At 57.4% G+C, this 20,664-nt stretch carries 17 protein-coding genes; 7 read left to right on the top strand and 10 right to left on the bottom strand.

The window, feature by feature from the left end:
* Positions 1-986: 986 nt before the first annotated feature.
* Positions 987-1,877: a LysR family transcriptional regulator gene (locus IBT47_RS17525; protein WP_200561785.1), complete on the bottom strand. Its 891-nt coding sequence runs from the start codon at positions 1,875-1,877 to the stop codon at positions 987-989.
* 337 nt (positions 1,878-2,214) lie between these two features.
* Between IBT47_RS17525 and IBT47_RS17520 the strand changes: the two genes are divergently transcribed.
* From IBT47_RS17520 to IBT47_RS17495, 6 genes are all read left to right on the top strand, one after another.
* Positions 2,215-2,427 carry a tautomerase family protein gene (locus IBT47_RS17520; RefSeq protein ID WP_200561783.1) on the top strand — a complete coding sequence of 71 codons (213 nt, stop codon included), beginning with the start codon at positions 2,215-2,217 and terminating at the stop codon, positions 2,425-2,427.
* The gene (locus IBT47_RS17515; protein ID WP_200561780.1) at positions 2,424-3,233 is read left to right on the top strand and encodes a 2-keto-4-pentenoate hydratase; all 810 of its coding nucleotides are present in this window, start codon (positions 2,424-2,426) and stop codon (positions 3,231-3,233) included. The genes IBT47_RS17520 and IBT47_RS17515 overlap by 4 nt, the downstream gene beginning before the upstream one ends.
* Positions 3,230-4,018, top strand: a complete 789-nt coding sequence (locus IBT47_RS17510) for a 2-keto-4-pentenoate hydratase (protein WP_200561778.1) — start codon at positions 3,230-3,232, stop codon at positions 4,016-4,018. The genes IBT47_RS17515 and IBT47_RS17510 overlap by 4 nt, the downstream gene beginning before the upstream one ends.
* A complete protein-coding gene (locus IBT47_RS17505; protein ID WP_200561776.1) occupies positions 4,015-4,977 on the top strand; it encodes an acetaldehyde dehydrogenase (acetylating) in 963 nt (320 codons plus the stop codon). The genes IBT47_RS17510 and IBT47_RS17505 overlap by 4 nt, the downstream gene beginning before the upstream one ends.
* Positions 4,974-5,990 carry a 4-hydroxy-2-oxovalerate aldolase gene (dmpG, locus tag IBT47_RS17500; protein ID WP_200561774.1) on the top strand — a complete coding sequence of 339 codons (1,017 nt, stop codon included), beginning with the start codon at positions 4,974-4,976 and terminating at the stop codon, positions 5,988-5,990. The genes IBT47_RS17505 and dmpG overlap by 4 nt, the downstream gene beginning before the upstream one ends.
* A gap of 74 nt (positions 5,991-6,064) precedes the next feature.
* Positions 6,065-6,637 (top strand): DUF6640 family protein, encoded by a 573-nt coding sequence (locus tag IBT47_RS17495; RefSeq protein ID WP_200543090.1) that lies wholly within the window; start codon positions 6,065-6,067, stop codon positions 6,635-6,637.
* Between the two features lie 644 nt (positions 6,638-7,281).
* Here IBT47_RS17495 and IBT47_RS17490 read toward each other — a convergent pair.
* From IBT47_RS17490 to IBT47_RS17450, 9 genes are all read right to left on the bottom strand, one after another.
* On the bottom strand, positions 7,282-8,358 hold the full coding sequence (locus IBT47_RS17490) for a hypothetical protein (RefSeq protein WP_200561772.1): 1,077 nt from the start codon (positions 8,356-8,358) through the stop codon (positions 7,282-7,284).
* A gap of 232 nt (positions 8,359-8,590) precedes the next feature.
* On the bottom strand, positions 8,591-9,343 hold the full coding sequence (locus tag IBT47_RS17485; RefSeq protein ID WP_338049329.1) for a Crp/Fnr family transcriptional regulator: 753 nt from the start codon (positions 9,341-9,343) through the stop codon (positions 8,591-8,593).
* A 389-nt stretch (positions 9,344-9,732) separates the two neighbouring features.
* Complete coding sequence (locus tag IBT47_RS17480; RefSeq protein ID WP_200561770.1) at positions 9,733-11,079, bottom strand: MFS transporter; 1,347 nt, start codon at positions 11,077-11,079, stop codon at positions 9,733-9,735.
* A 79-nt stretch (positions 11,080-11,158) separates the two neighbouring features.
* Positions 11,159-12,283, bottom strand: coding sequence for a mandelate racemase/muconate lactonizing enzyme family protein (locus tag IBT47_RS17475; RefSeq protein ID WP_234471960.1), 1,125 nt, complete (start codon positions 12,281-12,283; stop codon positions 11,159-11,161).
* A gap of 368 nt (positions 12,284-12,651) precedes the next feature.
* Positions 12,652-13,665 carry an OmpG porin family protein gene (locus tag IBT47_RS17470; protein WP_200561768.1) on the bottom strand — a complete coding sequence of 338 codons (1,014 nt, stop codon included), beginning with the start codon at positions 13,663-13,665 and terminating at the stop codon, positions 12,652-12,654.
* A gap of 12 nt (positions 13,666-13,677) precedes the next feature.
* A complete protein-coding gene (locus IBT47_RS17465) occupies positions 13,678-15,171 on the bottom strand; it encodes a glycoside hydrolase family 32 protein (protein WP_200561766.1) in 1,494 nt (497 codons plus the stop codon).
* A 14-nt stretch (positions 15,172-15,185) separates the two neighbouring features.
* Complete coding sequence (locus tag IBT47_RS17460; RefSeq protein WP_234471959.1) at positions 15,186-16,463, bottom strand: OmpG porin family protein; 1,278 nt, start codon at positions 16,461-16,463, stop codon at positions 15,186-15,188.
* 187 nt (positions 16,464-16,650) lie between these two features.
* Positions 16,651-18,087, bottom strand: a complete 1,437-nt coding sequence (locus tag IBT47_RS17455; RefSeq protein ID WP_200561762.1) for a glycoside hydrolase family 32 protein — start codon at positions 18,085-18,087, stop codon at positions 16,651-16,653.
* Positions 18,088-18,106: 19 nt separating this feature from the next.
* Positions 18,107-19,345: an MFS transporter gene (locus tag IBT47_RS17450; RefSeq protein ID WP_200561760.1), complete on the bottom strand. Its 1,239-nt coding sequence runs from the start codon at positions 19,343-19,345 to the stop codon at positions 18,107-18,109.
* Positions 19,346-19,579: 234 nt separating this feature from the next.
* Between IBT47_RS17450 and IBT47_RS17445 the strand changes: the two genes are divergently transcribed.
* On the top strand, positions 19,580-20,575 hold the full coding sequence (locus IBT47_RS17445; RefSeq protein ID WP_200543078.1) for a LacI family DNA-binding transcriptional regulator: 996 nt from the start codon (positions 19,580-19,582) through the stop codon (positions 20,573-20,575).
* Positions 20,576-20,664 lie beyond the last annotated feature (89 nt).

The following is a 20,664-nucleotide window of genomic DNA, read 5'->3' as shown; positions in this document are numbered from 1 at the left end:
CCCGGTCGGGCGGTCCTCGCGCCGCTTCGCGGTCCCTTCACTTTGTTCGTCGGCCGATCGGACCGCCACAGACGGGCCGTCCTGGCCCGGCTGTGACTTTCGTCCGCGTCCATGCGGCCGAATCCTGGCTTCCTCTCTACGTTCAGCGCTGTGGATTGCCCGCTCGGGGGCACAGCCAGCCTGCTCTCTGACTTTTGTGTTGTCTGAAAAATAAAAGGATTTAACGGTGAGTGACTCCCTCGAAATCTGAATCCAGATTGGTTCCAAACTTGGGAGTTAGCGCTGGCTGGCGGTGCCCCCGGTCGGGCGGTCCTCGCGCCGCTTCGCGGTCCCTTCACTTTGTTCGTCAGCCGATCGGACCGCCACAGACGGGCCGTCCTGGCCCGACTGTGACTTTCGTCCGCGTCCATGCGGCCGAATCCTGGCTTCCTCTCTCCGTTCAGCGCTGCGGATTGCCCGCTCGGGGGCACTGCCAGCCTGCTCTCTGACTTTTGTGTTGCCTGAAAAATAAAAGGATTTAACGACGAGATTCTCCTTCAAAATCTGAATCCAGATTGGTGGCAAACTTGGGAGTTAGCGCTAGCTGGTGAGCTTTCAAATGTGGTCAGTGGGCCGATTGCTTGCTCTTTGAACTGACTGCGTGTGGAATCCCAAATTGTTGGTAGACGTGGCTTTTATCCAAATCTAAAAGCGATGAAATTACCAAAAGAGGGACAGCCTCTGCTGCTGCGTAAGGGCATCCGCAGCGCTGAGGTGAAGCCATTGCGCCAGGAGACGACAACAAGGATGTTGGCGTCAGGCCGGGCTTGAACAGGGATGTTCAATCCTGGCCGATCCGGTCGGCGCAATGGCGGAACCGAAGGCACCGCAACGTGGCGCGAGGACCGCCCTGAAGCAGCAGCAGAGGCTGAACCCCCCATTTCACAGCAACCTCTAATTTCTTTAAAAGCAAAAATCGACGAAATATCAATGGGGGACAGCACCTTCTACAGCGCCCGCCGTCGACTGCGAATTAAACGCAAAAATGAATTTAATATCGGCGAATCATCCTCTTTCCGATAAAGACAGCTCAGCTCGATATCCTGCAACTGCAAAGAATGCAGCGGCCGATACACCACGCCGGGTAATTTCAGATTGGCAGCGGACTCGGTAGTAATACACACGCCAAAACGACTGGCCACCAGCGCAATCGCCATCATCACGTCATCCACCTCCTGCTCCACGTTGAGCTGCACCCCTTCATGATGAAATGCATCGGCAATCACCTGCATCAGACCGTGGACCGGTGCTTTCGGATAGAGGATCAGAGGCAGATTCTCCAGATCCGCCAGCGTGATAGCCGATTTCGCCACCAGCGGATGATCGTCATACAGCGCCACGATATAGGATTCGTGCCGCACCCACTCAACGGCGATATCCGGCTCCTGCGGCACCAGCCGGTTAAAACCAATACTGATGCGCTTCTCGCGCAGGGCGATCAGCTGCTGCGCCTTGCCCATCGAGTGAATGCGGATCTTCACTTCAGGCCGCTCGCGGTGAAACTCGCCCAGCAGATGCGGGATCACATTAAACATCCCCGAGCTGAACACCCCAACGTCCAGCCTGCCGATAAACCCCTGCCCCGCCAGGCGCACGTGTTCGCGCGCATCCTGGGTCAGCGACAGAATCGACCGCGCTTTTTCCAACAGCAGATGGCCCGCCGTGGTCAGCGTCGCGCCTTTGCTGGTGCGGACAAACAGTGTGGTATCAAGGGAAGACTCCAGCGCCTGAATGCTACGCGTCAGCGGCGGCTGGGTGATGTGCAAACGTTCGGCCGCCCGTCCAAAATGCTGCTCTTCCGCCAGCGCAATAAAGTACCGTAGCTGCTTCACATCCATTCTCGTCCCTCAATACCTTTTTCGAATTGTTTTGACCGGATTTCGGCACCGCCGGTATCACATAATCCTGCTGACTCTACCCGAATTTCTGCGGGTGAAACGCGCTGAACCCTTTTAGTGCTAAATACGTCACACATTCTTATCGGTGATTTTATTCCCGGCGGAATTTCTGCGAGTCACCTCATAAAACGCTATTTCCCTGCACATTATCCGATGCCATTACGGTATCGAATCGCTCCCTATAGGTATTGGACGGTATAGCTCCGGGCGTTCACTCTGCAAATACAGGATACACGCCGTCATAAGCGTGTGACGTTATTCTCAACAGGAGTCCATCATGCCCGTAATTCATATTTCTCTGGTCGAAGGCCGCGACAGCGAACGCGTTAAAGCCTGCGTAAAAGCCGTTGCCCATACCGTTTCTGAAATGCTGGACGCGCCGCTGGAAAGCATCCGCGTTTACGCCACTTCCGTTCCGGCGGAGCACTGGTGCGTGGGCGGGGAAACCAAGGATGAGATCGCCGCGAAGAAAAAAGAGGGCGGCGTATGACCCCGTCAGAGATCCAGCAAGCGGCGGATACGCTCTGGCAGGCGGCGCAGCACGGCCGCCCCGTCGCCCCGCTGCGCGACAGCTGGCCCGCCATGAGCATTGAAAATGCCTACGCCATTCAGCAGCGCAATATCACCCGTCAGCTGGCGAACGGTGCCCGCCGCGTCGGCTGCAAGATCGGTCTGACCTCGACGGCCGTTCAGCGCCAGCTTGGGGTGGATCAGCCCGATTTCGGCGTGCTGCTGGATACCATGGCCTTTGGCGACAGCGAGCCGATTCCGGTCAGCGCGCTGGCGCAGCCCAAGGTGGAGGCCGAAATCGCTTTCGTACTGCGGGACGATCTCGCCATGCCGCTGCCGACCCTGGCAGATGCGATCCGCGCCATTGACTACGCCCTGCCCGCACTGGAAATCGTCGGCAGCCGCATTGCCGACTGGAATATCCGCATTACCGATACCGTGGCGGATAACGCCTCATCCGGCGCGTTCGTGCTCGGCACCACGCCGCGCAGCCTGTCCGACTTCGATCCGCGCCTGTGCGGCATGGTGATGACCCGCCGTGGCGAACCGGTTTCTACCGGTGCGGGTGCTGCCTGCCTGGGCCATCCGCTGAATGCGGTGCTGTGGCTAGCGCGCACCATGGTACGAATGGGCACGCCGCTGCGCGCGGGTGAACTGATCCTCTCCGGCGCGCTGGGGCCAATGGTCAGTGTGGCGCCGGGGGATGTGATTGAAGCGCGGATTAACGGCCTGGGCCAGGTCCGGGCGGTATTTCAGGCGGAAAGCGCTGAGGAGAAGCAGCAATGAACAGTGAAGCACTGGCGATCCGCCTCGACGACGCGGCGCGTAATGCGGTGGAAACCCCGCAGTTTGACAGTGAAGGTACGCTCAGTCTGGAACAGGCCTACGCCATCCAGCGCCTGTCGATCCAGCGCCGCCTGACACGCGGTGAGCAGCGGATCGGGGTGAAAATGGGCTTTACCAGCCGCGCCAAAATGGTCCAGATGGGGCTGTCCGACGTGATCTGGGGCCGCCTGACCGACGCGATGCTGATTGAAGAAGGCGGCAGCGTTGAGGCCAGCCGCTTCGTGCATCCGCGCTGCGAGCCGGAAATCGCCTTTATTCTGAAACGCGAGCTGAGCGGCATCGTGACCGGACCGCAGGCGCTGGCGGCCGTCGAAGCCATCGCCCCGGCGCTGGAGATCATCGACTCCCGCTATCAGAACTTCCGCTTCACCCTGCCGGAGGTGATTGCCGATAACGCCTCGTCCAGCGGACTGGTGATTGGCCCATGGAACCGGCCGGATATCGATTTCAGCAATCTGGGCCTGACGCTGAACATTAACGGCCAGGTCGCCCATACCGGCTCTACCGCCGCGCTGCTCGGCCATCCGCTGCGTTCGCTGGTAGCGGCGGCGCGGCTGGCGGAACAGGCCGGTGAACCCTTACAGCCGGGCTGGATAGTGCTGGCCGGTGGGGCGACGGCGGCGGAGTGGGTCCACCCCGGTGATTACGTTTCGGTTGAGATGCAAACGCTCGGCAGCGCCGGTTTTCATCTCGCGGGCATCTCACAACAGAGAGTAAGCAAATGACGGATAAAGTAAAAGTCGCCATCATCGGCCCCGGCAATATCGGTACCGACCTGATGATTAAAGTACAGCACAACGCGCAGTATCTGGAGATGGGCGCGATGGTCGGCGTCGATCCGAAGTCGCAGGGGCTGGCCCGCGCGGCAAAATGGGGCATCCCGGTGACCGCAGAGGGGATTGAAGGGCTGCTGAAGATGGCGGTGTTCCCGGAGATTGATATCGTCTTCGACGCCACGTCCGCCGGTGCCCACCCGCATCATAATGCCGAACTGCAAAAGCACGGTATCCAGGTGGTGGACTTAACCCCGGCGGCCATCGGTCCCTACGTGGTTCCGGCGATCAATCTGGAGCAGGTCGAAGCCAGCAATATCAATATGGTCACCTGCGGCGGCCAGGCGACCATTCCGCTGGTAGCGGCGGTTTCACAGGTCACCACCGTGCACTATGCGGAGATCGTGGCCTCTATCGCCAGCCTCTCCGCAGGTCCGGGTACCCGCGCCAATATCGATGAGTTTACCGAAACGACCCGCCAAGCCATTGAGCAGGTCGGCGGCGCCAAACGCGGTAAGGCGATCATCATTCTTAACCCGGCGGAGCCGCCGCTGATGATGCGCGACACCATCTATCTGCTGACCGAACCGGCAGACCAGGATCTGCTGCGCCAGCGCATTGCTGAGATGGTTGAGCGCGTGCAGCAGTACGTGCCCGGCTACCGCCTCAAGCAGCAGGCGCAGTTTGACGAAATGAACGAGCAGCAGCTGGCGCTGACACCGGCCAAAGGGTTAACCCGCGGGCTGAAAATCACCCTGCTGATCGAGGTGGAAGGCGCGGCGCACTACCTGCCCGCCTACGCCGGTAACCTCGACATTATGACCTCCGCCGCGATGGCCAGCGCCGATGTGCTTGCCCGCCGCCGTATCGCCTCCGGTATTGCCCGTGGAATTAAGGAGCAGCAGTCATGACCGAGCTGAAGCAGATTTACCTTTCCGATGTCACCCTGCGCGACGGCAGCCACGCGGTGCGCCATCAGTATTCGCTGGATCAGGTGCGATCGATCGCCCGGGCGCTGGATCGTGCCGGTATCGACAGTATTGAAGTGGCCCACGGCGACGGGCTGGAAGGGTCCAGCTTTAACTACGGTTTCGGCGCGCACAGCGATGTGGCGTGGATCGCTGCGGCGGCAGAAAGCGTGGAACGCGCGCGGATCGCTACGCTGCTGATCCCCGGGATCGGCACCCTGCACGATCTGCGCAATGCCCGCGATGCCGGGGCCAGCGTGGTGCGCGTGGCCACCCACTGCACGGAAGCGGATGTTTCCGGCCAGCATCTGAGCTGGGCGCGCGAAAACGGCATGGACGCGGTCGGTTTCCTGATGATGAGCCATATGACCACGCCGCAGGAGCTGGCGAAACAGGCGCTGCTGATGGAGAGCTACGGCGCGGGCTGCATCTACGTGGTGGATTCCGGCGGCGCGATGAATATGAGCGATATCCGCGATCGTTTCCGCGCGCTGAAGGACGTGCTAAATCCGGCCACTCAGACCGGTATGCACGCCCATCACAACCTCGGGCTGAGCGTGGCGAACTCGATTGTGGCGCTGGAAGAAGGCTGCGATCGGGTAGATGCCAGCCTGTCGGGCATGGGTGCCGGGGCCGGGAATACGCCGATGGAGGTGTTCGTGGCGGCGATTGACAAGCTTGGCTGGCAGCACGGTGCCGATCTCTATGCACTGATGGATGCCGCTGACGATCTGGTCCGGCCGCTGCAGGATCGCCCGGTGCGCGTCGACCGTGAAACTCTGGCGCTGGGCTACGCCGGGGTATATTCCAGCTTCCTGCGCCATGCGGAAGCGGCGGCGCAAAAATATCAGCTGAAAACGGTCGATATTTTGGTCGAGCTGGGCCGCCGCCGTATGGTGGGTGGTCAGGAGGATATGATTGTGGATGCCGCGCTGGATCTCAGTCAGAAGGCCTGATTTCTGCTGTCCCTGGCCGCCGCTGCGGGCGGCCATCATCATCAACCGCATAACAAAATAATAAGAGGTGTTTAATGAATACTCTGACCCTACAGGTGCTGTTAACCATATGTACGCTGGGCTACAGCGTGATCCCTTCTATTTTCGACTCGAACGAAACCCATATGACCAACCCGAAGTGGGTGCCGCACGCGCGTTTTCACGTGGTCTGGCAGGTGTGCAGCTATATCGGCTTCGCGCTGGTGGCGCTGTGGGCGATCTGGGGCGCGGATTTTGAGGGCCATCTGTGGCTGGCTGCGGCGATGTCGGCTTCAGCCTACGGTGGTTTCTTTACCGCGGTGTTTGCCCGCCGGGGCTACGGCGGCGGTACTTATGATTCGAACGGCGTGCTGCCGTGGCGCCCGCCGGTGCTGGGCCGCTGGTTTGAGTTTGAGGTGAATATTACGCTGTTCAGTTCCACGGTGATTATTCTGGCGATGGCGGTGATTGGGCTGCTGATCCCGCAGGATACGGTGGCGACGCCGTTCACTACGCTGTTGTGGAGCGTGATGTATGTGCTGTTTGCGCTGCTGATGTTTACCGTGGTGATTTTTGTCGGTGCCTTTGTGGTGGGGCGTCGGCATCAGTTGAAGCCGTCGAAGGGGTAGTTTGGTGCTGGCTGTAAAGCTGGTGCTCGCGCTGGCTGTGTCCCCGTTCGGGTGTTTGAGCTGAGTTGTTTGCATGGGCGGGCGTTAGCGCTGGCTGGCAGTGCCCCCGCTCGGGCGGTCCTCGCGCCGCGTTGCGGTTCCTTCTCTTCGTTCGTCAGCCGGTCGGACCGTCACAGACGGGCCGTCCTGGCCCGGCTGTGACTTTCGGCCGCGTCCATGCGGCCGAATCCTGGCTTCCTCTCTCCGTTCAGCGCTGCGGATTGCCCGCTCGTGGGCACTGCCAGCCTGCTTTCTGACTTTCGTGTTGCCGGAATATTTAAAAGAGAGGACAGCCCTGAAGATCCAGAAGCTGCCCACCAGCCCCCGAACTTCACAGTACCGGCTTACCTTCAAACTAAAAGCGATGAAACAATTGAAAGGGGCAGCCTCTGCTGCTGCGCAAGGGCATCCGCAGCGCTGAGGTGGAGACATTGAGCCAGGAGACGACAGCAGGGACGCTGGCGTCAGGCCGGGTTTGAACAGGGATGTTCAATCCTGGCCGATCCGTCGGCGCAATGGCGTAAACGAAGGGACCGCAACGCGGCGCGAGGACCGCCCTGGAGCAGCAGCAGAGACTGGAACCCAGCCCCCACGTCACAAGCGTCTTATTCTTTAAACTCCCGCGCCGCTCTCTTCATCGGCCAGAACGCAAAATACTGTGCAAACAGCACCATCGCCGGGAACGTCACCGACAGCATGCCGGAAGCCATCCACAGTTCCAGCGCGTAGCCCGGCGCGCCGGTGGCGAGGCCGAACGTCAGCCTGCCCAGATAGCCGTAGCCCCAAAACGCCAACTGGCCTGACGCTACCGCAATGGCGATCAGCGCTAAACCGCGCAGCGGCTGCGGCAGGCTCAGCGACGGAACGCCCTGCATGATCACCAGCAGAATAAAAATCCCGAAGATGGTACAGACGCAAATTCGCACCATAAACATCACGATATCCATCTGCAGCACGTTGATGAACAGCAGCCACAGCAGCGCCGTACACACCGCCACGCCCAGGCTGACCACCAGCGCCCACAGCGGCTGCCTGCCGGTAATCGGGAGCCGCTGCGCCAGCGCAGAGGCGGGCCAGAAGTCCAGCAGAATGCCCATCAGCATAAAGGTTAACGCGGCCAGCGCGGCGGTCAGCGGATACCACGCCAGCAGCAGGCCATGTGGATCGAGCGTGCTTTGGTAGAACGGTGCGCCGCTGGCGCAGCCAAAATCAAACAGCGTGCGAAACAGCAGGTACGTTAGCGCATAGGCCAGCAGCAGCGTGGCGATCCCCAGTACCCCTTTATTTTTAAATAACAACGAACACGGCCAGCCTTGCCACACCGCCACCAGCCAGAAGGTCACCGGCACCGACAGGATCAGGAACATATTGGCAAAAGGGTTCGGGCTACCGCCGCCGGGCACCCACAGCGCGAACGCCGCTACCGGAATACCGATAATCACAGAGATCGCCAGCTGCATCAGCCCGCGCCACGGTTGGGAAAGCCGGGTGATCATCTGCGGCCGCGCGTTATTCCACAAAGCACCGTAAACAATCTGGGTCGGCACTATCGCCACCAGCAGCAGTGAAAGCCAGCCGGAGAGCAATGCCGGTGATATCCCGGTGACGATAAACAAAGCAACGGCAATGACCAGCACGGCGGCGATAGCGCCGGAGAGCAAAGAGGGGTTAGCGGATGGCATATTTTATCCTTTACGGGTAGCGGGAAATGGCGAGCATTCCCGACAATCGGGCAGGCGCGCACCGCTAAAAGAGTACGAATACCCCGTACGGAGCGTCCAATACCTTCGCCGCAGCGTTTAATAGCCATCGCGTATAGCAACGGCCTGAAACTGTGATCGTTAACACGATAGGGTTTTTATTAAAAATTGACGCTGAATATTCGTCTGAGAAACCACTTCACGCCGCTAAAAGCTATTCATCCATATATAGCTGTTTTAGCGCTTCCGAATTCATAATTAATATTTTTCCGTATTTAGCATCAATCCATCCCAGCTTCTGCCAGTCCACCAGCCGCTTATTAATCGTCTGCCGCGTGGTATTGATAATCGTGGCCATATCATCCTGCGTCAGATACAGGCCGATCAAAATCCCTCGCTCGTGCGGTTCTCCGTAAGCCTCGGCCAGACTGATCAGTCGTTTTGCCAGCCTGGCCGATACAGACAGCAGCGTGGTGTCATTCAGCATGGTGAAAGCGTTTCTGACCACCCGGCACAGCAGCAGCGCGAGGAATTTATAAAAAATTGGATAGAGGTTAAGCAGCGTTTGCACATCACGGGAGGAGAGCACCAGCAGCAGGGTATTGTTGATCACGCGGGCATCGTGAGTTCTGGCGGATTTATCCAGCATGCCGATTTCGCCAAACCAGCTACCGGGCGCAAGGTAGCGAAAGACGCACTCTTTGCCATCAGCCCCGAGAGAACTGACTTTTACCGCACCGGAGAGTACCGCATAGAGCCCGCGTGAGGTGTCACCCTGGTAGTGGATAACATCGCCATCTTCGTAGTTACGGATGCTGGACAGCTCCACGATTTTGGCAATCAGGTAGTCCGGCAGTTCGTTAAACCAGCTGCTGGTGGAGAGGATCGCCAGCAATTCCTGTTCTGACAGGGTGATGACATCGCCTTCGGGCTGGAGCAGGTACTGGCCGTTGTCGGATAATTTCACGTTGTTTACCTTTGCTGCCGGGTGGGGATCGGGATGGGGATTTATAGCATTTAGCTGGGTGCAATGTTCACACTAACTCGCTGACTGAGCATTGTTTATTTGATGTCTGCTGGATTTGGCGATCGCGCTGACGGGTTTTGCCCCCGGCTGGGCTGGTCCTCGCGCCGCTTCGCGGTCCCTTCACGTCGCGCGTCAGCCTTGCGGACCGCCGCAGACGTGCGTCCTGCACGGCTGCGCCTTTCGCCAGCGTCCCTGCTGGCGAATCCGGGCTTCCTTACTCCGTTCAGCGCTGCGGATGCTGCAGTCGGGGGCAAACCCCGTCCGCTTCTGAGCTGTTGCGTTGCCTGTTTGAAGATTGGGTTGCGGCAATACAGCCAGCTTCGTCTCTTTTAGTTTAGCGCTGCGGATGACCCGGTCGTGGAAGGAGCCACCACCTTTTTATCCATTCCCATACGGCGCAGCAGCAGGATCATCACGCCGCCGACAAAGGTCACCAGCGCGAGGAAATACAGCCCCGCCCGCGCGGAGTGGAACGTCTGCTCGGCCCATACCCGGATGTTCGGCGCAACAAAACCGCCCAGATTGCCCATCGAGTTAATCAGCGCAATACCGGAAGCCGCCGCCGTGCCGCCTAAATAGGAAGACGGGAAGGTCCAGTACAGCGGCTGCATCGCCAGGTGACCCGCTGCGGCTACGCACAGTGCGGTAATAGCGATAACCGGGACGCTGTCGGCAAAACCGGAGATGGCAATGCCCGCTGCGCCCAGCATAAAGGTCACCGCCGCCACGATCCGCCGCTCGCCCAGCTTCTCGGAAATCCGCGGTACGTAATAGACGGCTATTGCTGCACACAGAGGCGGAATGGCGGTGACAAACCCCACCAGCAGGCCGACTTTGGTTCCCATCAGCGTGGCGATCTGCGTCGGCAGGAAGAAGTAAATACCGTAGCCGCAAACCTGCACGGTAAACCAGATCAGGCACAGATACAGCACCTTGATGTCCAGCAGTGCCGCCAGTGCGCCTTTTGGTCCGTGGGCAATTTTTTGTTCGTCTTCCGCCGCCAGCTTATCCGAAAGCGCTTTCTTCTCACTGGCATTCAGCCATTTGGCATTTTCCGGGCGATCGTCCAGGTAAAAAATCACCCACACCCCAACGATGGATGCCAGCAGCCCTTTAACGAGGAACATCATCTGCCAGCCGTGCAGACCAAAGGCAAACGGCGTGCCGTCCAGCGTCAGCAGACCGCCCGACAGCGGGCCGCCGATAATGAACGCCAGCGGCGCGCCGAACAGGAAATAACCGGTCACCCTGGCACGGATATGCAGCGGGAACCAGAACGTCAGATACAGAATCACCCCCGGGAAGAAACCGGCCTCGCTCACGCCGAGTAAAAAACGCAGGAAGATAAAAACGTTCTCGGTATGGGCGAACATCATTGAGGCGGAAACCAGGCCCCAGGTAATCATAATCCTGCCGAGCCATATTCTGGCTCCCACTTTATACAGCAGAATATTGCTGGGCACTTCAAATAGCGCGTAGCCGATAAAGAATATTCCCGCGCCAAACGCATAGGCGGCATCGCTCAGCCCGGTGTCATATTGAAACTGCTGTTTAGCAAAACCAATATTCGCCCGGTCCAGGTAGGCCAAAATAAACATAAGCGTCACCATCGGGATAATTCTTTTTATCGCTTTGCTGATGGCGACGGACAAATGATCGGGAGACGTTTTATCCATGACATTCCTCTGCTGATGTTATTTTAATTATCAATACAGTAATGAAATAAAGGGTACAGCCCTGAAATATTAAATCGGATTATCTGACGCTAAAGCGATCTAAAGCCTCCGGACGTAACGTGGTGCCCGCCCCCGGTTCGGTTGGCGTTTGATACACACCGTCCTTCACGACCACCGGATGAACGAAGCAGTCCAGCGTCCAAGGAATATACTCCAGCAGCGAACAGGCCGGGTGCGCCATCACCAGGTGGAGCTGCGCCTGCATCATATCGCCGTGATGCGGGGTGACCGGCAGATTAAATGCCATTCCCAGGTCAGCAATTTCCCATACCGCCGTCAGGCCGCCGCAGCGCGTGGCATCCGGTTGCAGGTAGTCGACCGCACCGGCCAGCACAAACTCTTTAAAGGAATCAAACTGATACAGCAGTTCACCAAGTGCAATCGGCGTAGTCATATGTTTTGCCAGCTCTTTGTGGCTGGAGACATCATCATGCCACATCGGCTCTTCGAACCAGGTAATGTCATAGTCTGCCAGGCGCGGACCGTACTGCTTCGCCGTGCTGATATCCCATTTAGCATTGGCATCCACCATCAGCTGAGCACCGTCGCCAATCGCGTTTCTGACGGCTTCGATACGGCGGATATCCTCTTTCGGGTCAGGCTTGCCGATCTTCATTTTGATGGCGTTAAAGCCCTCTTCGAAGATCATTTTCTTACAGTCGTCCACCAGCTCGGCGGTGTCGCGTACCAGCCATCCGCAGTCGGTGTTGTAGGCCGACACTTTTGCCTGCTTCGATCCGCCAAACAGCTGCCACAGCGGTTGTCCGGCGTGTTTAGCCTTCAGATCCCACAGCGCGATATCAATCGCCGACAGGGCCATTTGCATCAGTCCACCGCGCCCTACCCAGATATTGGTTGAGCTACGCGATAACTTACGGTGAAGGTGGCGTACTTCGGTGGGGTCTTCACCAATCAGCATTGGACCAAAGACGTCAGTAATAATGGTGGTGATCAGCCGGTCGGTGGTGATATCCGCATGGGTGCCGGTATGGCCGTAGCCCACCAGACCGCATTCGGTTTCAATCATCACCCCAGGCATTCCCCAGTGGGTAATGCTGTGAGTGGAGTCGCCAATGATATTTTTCGTCACCGGCACATGCATGATAAAAGGCGTGAGTTTCTTAATTTTCAGTGTGTTGGACATCGATTTCTACCTGACAATGTTAATGTGGGTATACTCTAGCAATGGCCAGGATCGATGACTGTCAAACGGCATACACATCCGCAGCGGCGGGTAGATTTTGTTGGAAAGTTTGAGCTGGATCTGATTTTTCTGGTAATGGCTCCGTCGAAAATAATTTAAATGTTTCGGTTAAAAACTGTATTCCAGCAATAACAGATGCCACTCAGATTAAATAACACCTTGAGTGATAATTTCACGTTCTATTCAGATAAATTAATTACATACTAAAATTTCGCAGATTCAGGTCAACAATAAATAACGCCTTATTGGGGCCTTGCCTGATGCTAACCGCAGCGATTGCGATTAGCGTTCAGCAAGGCCCGTCGAGGTTAAAAATTATAATCCAGCATCAGCTTATACTCGGTGGTAATCGCATCGCCGTTGGTTACCCAGCTTCCGCTCTGCGCAATATCCGATCCGGTCACTTCCCCCGACACGGTAAAGCGCGAGGTGATCGGATAGTTGGCCGTCAGTTTGATGAAGTGATAGCGCCTGTCCTGGAAGACCTCGCTGTTGTCCTGCAGGGCGTTGTCCTTCTTAAAGTGGCCGTAGCCGCCGCTGAAGGTGGTGGAGAGCCTGCCCCAGTTGTGCCAGACGCCTGCCGAGGTGGTCCAGTCCTTGCTGTCGATATTGCCCCACTGCGCCCGCTCGAGAATGCCGGAGGAGAACGCCTGGCGGAACCAGACGCCGGTGGTATTGTTGATAATATACTGCACGCCCGGCTCAATCTGGAACGAACGCACATCGCGGTCGTTTTGCGAGGCACCGCTGCGGCGATGGTCGATCTGCTGATACAGGTAGCCAAAGAACGACAGGCGATCGGTAGCACGCAGATCGGCAAAGAACTTGGCGCGCGCCTGCCAGCGATCGTCCTGCGAGGCGCTGCCGCCCATCACGTCCCAGCCGAAGCGCAGCCGCTGATAGAAATACTCATGGCCAACAATCACCTGCGTCCACTGATCCTGGCTAAGGTAAGTTTGGTTATCCCATGCGCCGTTATAGTTGGTGGTGCGGCCGTCGGAAAAGGCCAGATACCAGCCCGGCAGCGCATCGTGGCGCATCACGCCCTGCACAAAGGTGGCGGATTCGCTGCCGTTATGGAAGCTGCTGTGCCGCCAGTTGTTATCCTCAATGGCATACTTCACTTTCAGCTGGCCGTGAATTTTACCCCCGGCAGGATTTGAAGAGCGTGCCGAAGTCCACATCACTTCCTCATCCAGATAGGACCAGGGATCGACCGCAATGACGTTTCCCGCCCGGTCTTTTGCCATGCTCATACTGGCATGGGTGACGCCGGGTAATATCAGAGCAATAAATATTGCCAGGGCATGATAATTTTTCATAATTAGGTCCCGTTAAATCATTTCTTTAAATTTTAATTCGGCGTGAATGCCATCTTTTTGCGGCAGGCTGATGCTCCAGGGTTTATCTTCCATGGCATACATTCGCGTACTGAATGCGGCTTTATTATTGATATAGAACACCGCCATCGAATTCTGGATCAGCACCTTCAGCTCGACTTTCTCGCCCAGTGGAATATCGACCCAGGATTCGGCATTGGCCTGATTAATTGAGGCGAGCGGGGAATTAAAGAAATAGACCTTGCCTTTGCTTTTATTAAACACCACGTTGAGCCGTGCTTCGCCGACGTTGTTATTATTCACGCCAAAGCTCATTGCCATTCCGGCGGTTGGTATCTCCACGCTGGCGGCCAGCACACCGCGTTTCGGTAAGGCCGGATAGATAGCCGAGCGCAGCGGGCCGAACTGCGTCGCGGTCGCCACCTGCGCGGTGCTTTCCAGCGTCCGGGTACTGCCGCCGTTAGCGTCGATTGCCGCCTGCAGCTCCTGCGGAATAACGCTGTTCAGCTGGCCGCTGGCCTCGGCGGTCAGCTCGTGCCCGACCAGATTCCCCGCCCAGTCAATGTTGCCGCCGTCGCTGTTGCCGCCTTTGGTCGGTATCCAGCCGAAGACAAACAGTCGGTCGTTTTTCATCACCAGCTTCCCGGCGTACAGCCCGGCACCGTCGAATACGTAATTATCCGGCTTATGCCACGGCCCCTCGGGTTCATCCGCCACGCGGTACTGCGTCAGGCGCAGCGGCCACTGATCGCTAAAGCTCAGATACCAGCGCCCGTTGAAATACACCAGCGTCGGGCACTCCAGATTGGAATCCGGGGCAATCGTATCGTTGTCGAAGAAGACCCCGCGATCCTGCCAGGTTTTTAAATCCTTTGAACTGTAGCGCGCAATAATCCCGCGCCCGTTGCTGCGGGTGGTGATCAGCATCCAGTATTCTTGTTTTTCCTCCACCCACACCACGTGCGGATCGCGGAAGTCGTTACCGCGATAGTTCGCACCCGGTAGAATCGTATCCTGCGGATGCTTAACCCAGTGAATGCGATCCTGGCTGGTGGCGTGCATGATCGACTCCACCGGGAAAACATTGGCGTTGTGTGCCGTATACCAGGCGTGCCAGGTGTCACCGACCTTAATCATTGAGCCGGTGCCTAATAATAACTCCGGGCTGTCGACATCATTCACGTACGGAATGACTTCTGAGTGATTCTGATAGTGATATAAATCCGCACTGGAAAGTAAATGAATCGCATGAACGCCTAAATCGCCGCCACCACGAATATCATTCAAATAAAAGATATTAAATTCACCGTTATCGTAAGCCGGCATCGGATCGCCAACGAACGATCCTTTAATTTTCGGAAAGAAGTCTTCAACGTGGGTGATTTTTTTATTTTCCAGCGTTTCTTTACCCATTTGTGAATAAGCAGGGATATTACCGCCAGCCAGCAGCAGCAGTGCGACCAGCGCCGCAGAGGTTAATTTTTTCATGATTACGTTGCCCGTCAGAAATTATAAACCGCGCCCACAACGGTGAACGGCGTCCAGGAGTAGCCTGCCGTGGTCCAGGCACCGGCCTCTTTGGTGAATTTCGCTTTAAATTCGCCGTACAGGCGCAGCTCATCCACAATCGGGTAGCTGAGAGTGCCGCCAACGTACTGATAGCGGCCATCGTAGAACAGCTCATAGCTGTCGCTGGCGTTGGTGGTTTTCTTCTGGCCGACGCCGACGTACAACGAGGTTAACAGCGGATACCAGTTTTTCCACAACCCGGCGGACACCTTCCATTCACGTTCGATGATATCGCCCCACTGCTCGCGTTCCTGGCGGTTGTAGGAGTAGAACGGGCGCAGATACAGGCCGAGATCCGGGTTTACGCGGTACTGAAGCGCCGGTTCGGTTTCGAAAATCAGTTTCTCCAGATCGCCGTTACCCGGCTCGGTGCCCTGCGGCTGGAACTCGCCGAAGGCATAGCCCGCAATGCTCCAGCGGTCGGAGAGGCGCAGGTCCTGCCACAGCTTGAAGCGGCTTTTCCAGCGCTTGCCGGCCGATTCCGATCCGCCCATCACTTCCGCGCCGATATTGCCGCGCCAGGTCTCAAAGATATGGCCGACAAACACTTCGTTAATGGTATTGGTGCCGCTGTAGTGCTGATTGCTGAACTGGCCTTTATAGCTGTCTTCGCGAGCGTTGTAGAAACCGAAATACCAGTTCGGCATTTCGTCATGCCGTAAAAAGGCCTGTAGCGTGGCGTATTTAAATTTCCCGCCGTTGTGTTCATTGTTGCTGCGGCGCGCATCATCAATTTCAATCTGCGTGCCGATATTGCCGTGCAGGCCTCCGGCTTCCATATTGCGGCCAACGCTGTTCCAGTGTACCGGCGGTTCGTCCTGGCGCAGGCGCAGTAAACTGACTTCGTTGGATTTGCTAAGTAAGACGCCGCCTTTATCGGGAACGGAGCCTGCCGCTGCGGCGCTGGCGTGCACGGACTGCCCACCCGGGGCAGCGGCTGACTGATAATCAGCCCCATCCTCCAACGTTCGGGCGGGTGTTGAATAGCCTCCTGCTGCTGCAGTTGCCCCGTCAGACGCGGATGCGACAGAGGTTGCTGACGACGTGTTACCTGGTGTCGCCGTTTTACCATTCGCAGCAACAGCAGATTTAACCGTCGATTTTGGCGTCTCTAAATCATCGTGGAAATAACTTTGATAGCCGCCAATATAGTTATCGCTATTATCTTTTATTTCATCAGCCATAGCCGGAAGGCTTAACAGCGTCGCCATAAATAACATGCTGTTTCTGCCGTTAACCTTCCTGCCCGGCTTTATTACCCTATAACGGTGGAGAGAAGAGGTTATTGCTTTCATTTTATTATCCTCGTCATTCAGAGCACAACGATGCATACCTGAGAAAGGCATTAATTCAGTAAAGGGTGGCCGCAATACGGAATGTACTGCGGCTAAGGTAAGATTATTTATCCAGCGACCAGTATCCCCCCTCTTTTAATACCGCGCTGCCGTTATTAGCGAACAGCAGCAGATCGCGCTGGTCAGCACGCGGATAGATGCGGCTGCTCAGACAGGCTTCGCCGTCGTTGACGAATACTTCTACGGAGGAGCTATCGATAAACAGGCGCAGGGAGAGAATGCCGCCGGTCGGCAGCGCGATACTGCGGCTGCCCTCAACGCCGAATTCCGGGTAGCGGCGATCCAGCACCAATCGCTGCGCCTGGTTATCCACATAAACGCGCAGCCCGTCACCCAGCGCAATACCGTACTCTTCCGCCGCTGCCGGATGCTGTTCCCATTTGAGTTCAACTTCCACCGCCTCGGCATTCGCCAGTACCGGCACTTTCTGGTTTTTCAGGTGCTGCACCGGAATCGGATAGTGGCTGCCGCGCAGGGCGGTCACTTCCGCTGCGGGCTTCATCAGCAGGCGATTATCGTCGCTGAGGCTGACCTCACGTGGCAGGGAGAGCATCCCGGACCAGCCGTCCTGCTGCTCCGGCATAGGTGATTCCCACATCGCCAGCCAGGCGATCACAATCCGGCGACCGTCCGGGGTGAGGAAGCTCTGCGGGGCATAAAAATCGTGGCCGTGGTCCATTTCAACAAAACCACCGTCGCGCACAAACGGCTGCCCCGGCTGCCAGTCGCCCAGCAGGTAGCCGCTCTGGAACAGGTTACGGTTGTGATAGCCGTCGGCGGCGATGCCCTGCGGTGAAAACATCAGCACGCGCTTGCCGTTAAGGGTGAAGACGTCCGGGCACTCCCACATATAGCCCATGCCCGCTTCCGCTTCGTCGAAGATGCCTTCATCGTGCCACTGGTGCAGATCGGCGGAGCGATACAGTCGCACCTGGCCGGTGTCGCCCACCCGGGAGCCGACGATCATGAACCAGTCATCTCCCTCGCGCCACACCTTCGGATCGCGGAAATGATGCAGCCCCGGCGGCGTGTCGATAACCATGCCGTGGCGCTCAAAGTGAATGCCGTCGCGGCTGGTGGCCAGGCACTGCACCTGGTAAAGATTGTCGTCGCTATCTGCATCACCGATAAAGCGGTGCCCGGTGTAAATCAGTGCCAGCGTATCGCCGTTGACCACCGCAGAGCCGGAGAAGCAGCCGTCTTTATCGTCCGGACCTTCGGGAGCCAGCGCCACCGGCAGGTGTTCCCAGTGAACCAGGTCTTTACTGCGCGCGTGCCCCCAGTGCATCGGTCCCCACTGCGTGGAGTACGGATGGTGCTGATAAAACGCGTGATACCAGCCGTCAAACCACACCAGACCATTTGGATCGTTGATCCACCCGGCGCGAGCAGCCAGGTGATAGCGCGGATACCAGCGCGTATTTACCTCAGCCTGTGCTGTTTCGAGTGTCTGTTCCGCTTGTTCTAACATTGACGTCATAATATTTACTCTTGCTGAATTAAACCGCATTGGGCTGCGGAAAAGAGTGCTCTGTCGGCGTGCCGTTGGAGCGTAAAAGGAAGATGGAGATAAAGGTGGTGCAGAACACCATGATGCCCATGATCAGATACGACTGCGCGAAGCCGAACTTCTCGTAGCTGAATCCGGCCAGCGGCGACAGCACGGTGCCGATTACCGAGCTGGTGCAGGCAAAGCCCACCAGGTAGAGGGTGGAGGACAAACGCTTATCAAAATTCAGGCTGTTGTATTTGAAGATCGACACCAGCAGCACCGGCAGCTCCACCGCGTGCAGCAGCTTAGTGATGGATATCAGTAGCGGCCCTTCCACCAGCCCGGAAGCGACCATACGCAACGCCATCACCATCCCGGCAAAGATCAGGCCGTTCTTGGCGCCGATGCGGTTAACCAGCCACGGGGCGCAGAACATGCCCGCCGCTTCAAGAAACACCTGGAACGAGTTCAGATAGCCAAACATGGCGTTACCTTCGCGCAGCGTCGGGAACTGCGAGGCGAAGTAGACCGGGAACTGCTGGTCGTAAACGCCGTAAATACAGGTGCCGATCACAAAGAACACCAGCGCCCAGAAGCGCGGCAGCGTCAGCAGGCGCAGCGCATCGTCGAGGGAGATCCTGCTGGCCGGTGCGCCCTGTTCTGACGCCCCCGCCGGGAGGGAAACCTTCAGCCGGGTCAGCAACCAGAAGAACACCAGCCCGGAAACGGAAGCGGCCATAAAGTTCAGATGTGGATTGAGATTAAACAGCAGACCGGCGAAGAAGGTCGCCACCGCCCAGCCCAGCGAGCCCCACATTCTGGCGCGGCCAAACTCGAAGCCGTCACGCCGCGCGGCGCGTTCGGTGTAGCTTTCCAGTACGCCGATCCCGCCGTTGAAGGTCAGGCCGATAAAGAAGCCGCCGAAAATACTGCCGAGCAGAATGTTAATTTTCAGCAGGTAGCCAAACAGCACGTAGGCCGGACCGGAGAGGATCAGCAGCAGGGTAATCAGCCATAGCAGGTTTTTTCTCAGCCCCAGTTTGTCCTGAATAAAGCCGTAACAGACCTGGGCAAACAGCGCAGAAACCGACAGCACCGAGAAGATAATTCCGGTATCTGCGGCCTTCAGGCCGACTTCCTGATGCAGCCAGATCGACAGCAGCGAGCTGGATGAAGACCAGGTCACAAAGAAAAAAAACAAAAGTGCGCTAAGAATCAAATAATTATGAGAGTGTTGTTGTTTCATAACGGCAAACTCCAGGGAAGGTATGCCGCAAATGGTAACGTTAACCAAATGAACTATTCATGCGGATTACTTTCACTATATGATGTTAATCACACGAGTTAACGTTAACATTGCAGTTATGAGAGCTGGATCAAATTTATGTGCCGATCTGCCCTAAGCCGGTACGCGCGCGCCTGGAATAGCGTAGTATTTTATACATCAACGAGTTAATTCGATTATCGCAGGGATAAAACAATGTCTTCACTAAAGGACGTGGCAAAACTGGCGAACGTCTCCCTGATGACCGTGTCGCGCGCCATCAACACGCCCGAGCGGCTTCGGCCGGAAACGCTGGAACACGTTCAGGCGGCTATTAAGCAGCTGAACTACGTACCCGATCTGTCGGCAAAGAAGGTACGCGGCGCACGCGCCACGCCCAATGCGATCGGCGTGCTGGCGCTGGATACGGTGACCACGCCCTTCTCCGTTGATATTGCGCTGGCGATTGAAGAAACCGCCCGCGCGCACGGCTGGCACAGCTTCGTGATCAATATGTTCGAACACGACAACGTCGATGACATTATGAATCTGCTGCTGTCGCACCGCCCGGCGGGGGTGATCTACACCACCATGGGCCTGCGCCACGTGCAGGTGCCGAAGAAGCTGCTCACCCTGCCCTGCGTGCTGGCGAACTGCGAAAGCAGCAATGCCCCGCTGGCCAGCTTTATTCCCGACGATGAAGAGGGCCAGTACGCGGGTACGCGGGCGCTGCTGGAGGCCGGTTATCGCCAGCCGCTGTGCCTGCATCTGCCCGAGCAGCGCGTGGCCAGCCACCGCCGCCGCAGCGGCCTGGAACGCGCCTGCCGCGAACAGAACATCAACCCGGACGCCTTTACCCATCTGTATATGACCAGCGGCGACGAGCACTACCGCGACATTCCCGGCATGGTGCTGGCGAATATTCAGCAGGGGAAACCGCAGTTTGATTCCGTTATCTGCGGCAACGATCGTATCGCTTTTATGGTGTATCAAACCCTGCTCGGCCAGGGCATCCGCATCCCGCAGGATGTGGCGGTGCTGGGCTACGACAATATGGTGGGCATCGGCGATCTGTTTCTGCCCCCGCTCTCCACCGTGCAGCTGCCGCACTACGATATTGGCCGCCTCAGCGCGCTGCATATCATCAACGGCAACAGCCACTGCGACACGATTAAGGTCAACAGCCCGCTGCTGCTGCGCGACTCGCTGTAGCCATCCTCAGTGCAAGAAAATTACCGCGTCGTGGCCACACTCCGTGTGCCACTTCCGGTAAGCATCCGCTGAGGCTTTAGCTACGGTAC

Source organism: Erwinia sp. S43, from assembly GCF_016624745.1.
Classification (GTDB): Bacteria; Pseudomonadota; Gammaproteobacteria; order Enterobacterales; family Enterobacteriaceae; genus Erwinia; species Erwinia coffeiphila.
This window is presented reverse-complemented; position numbering and strand designations above follow the sequence as displayed.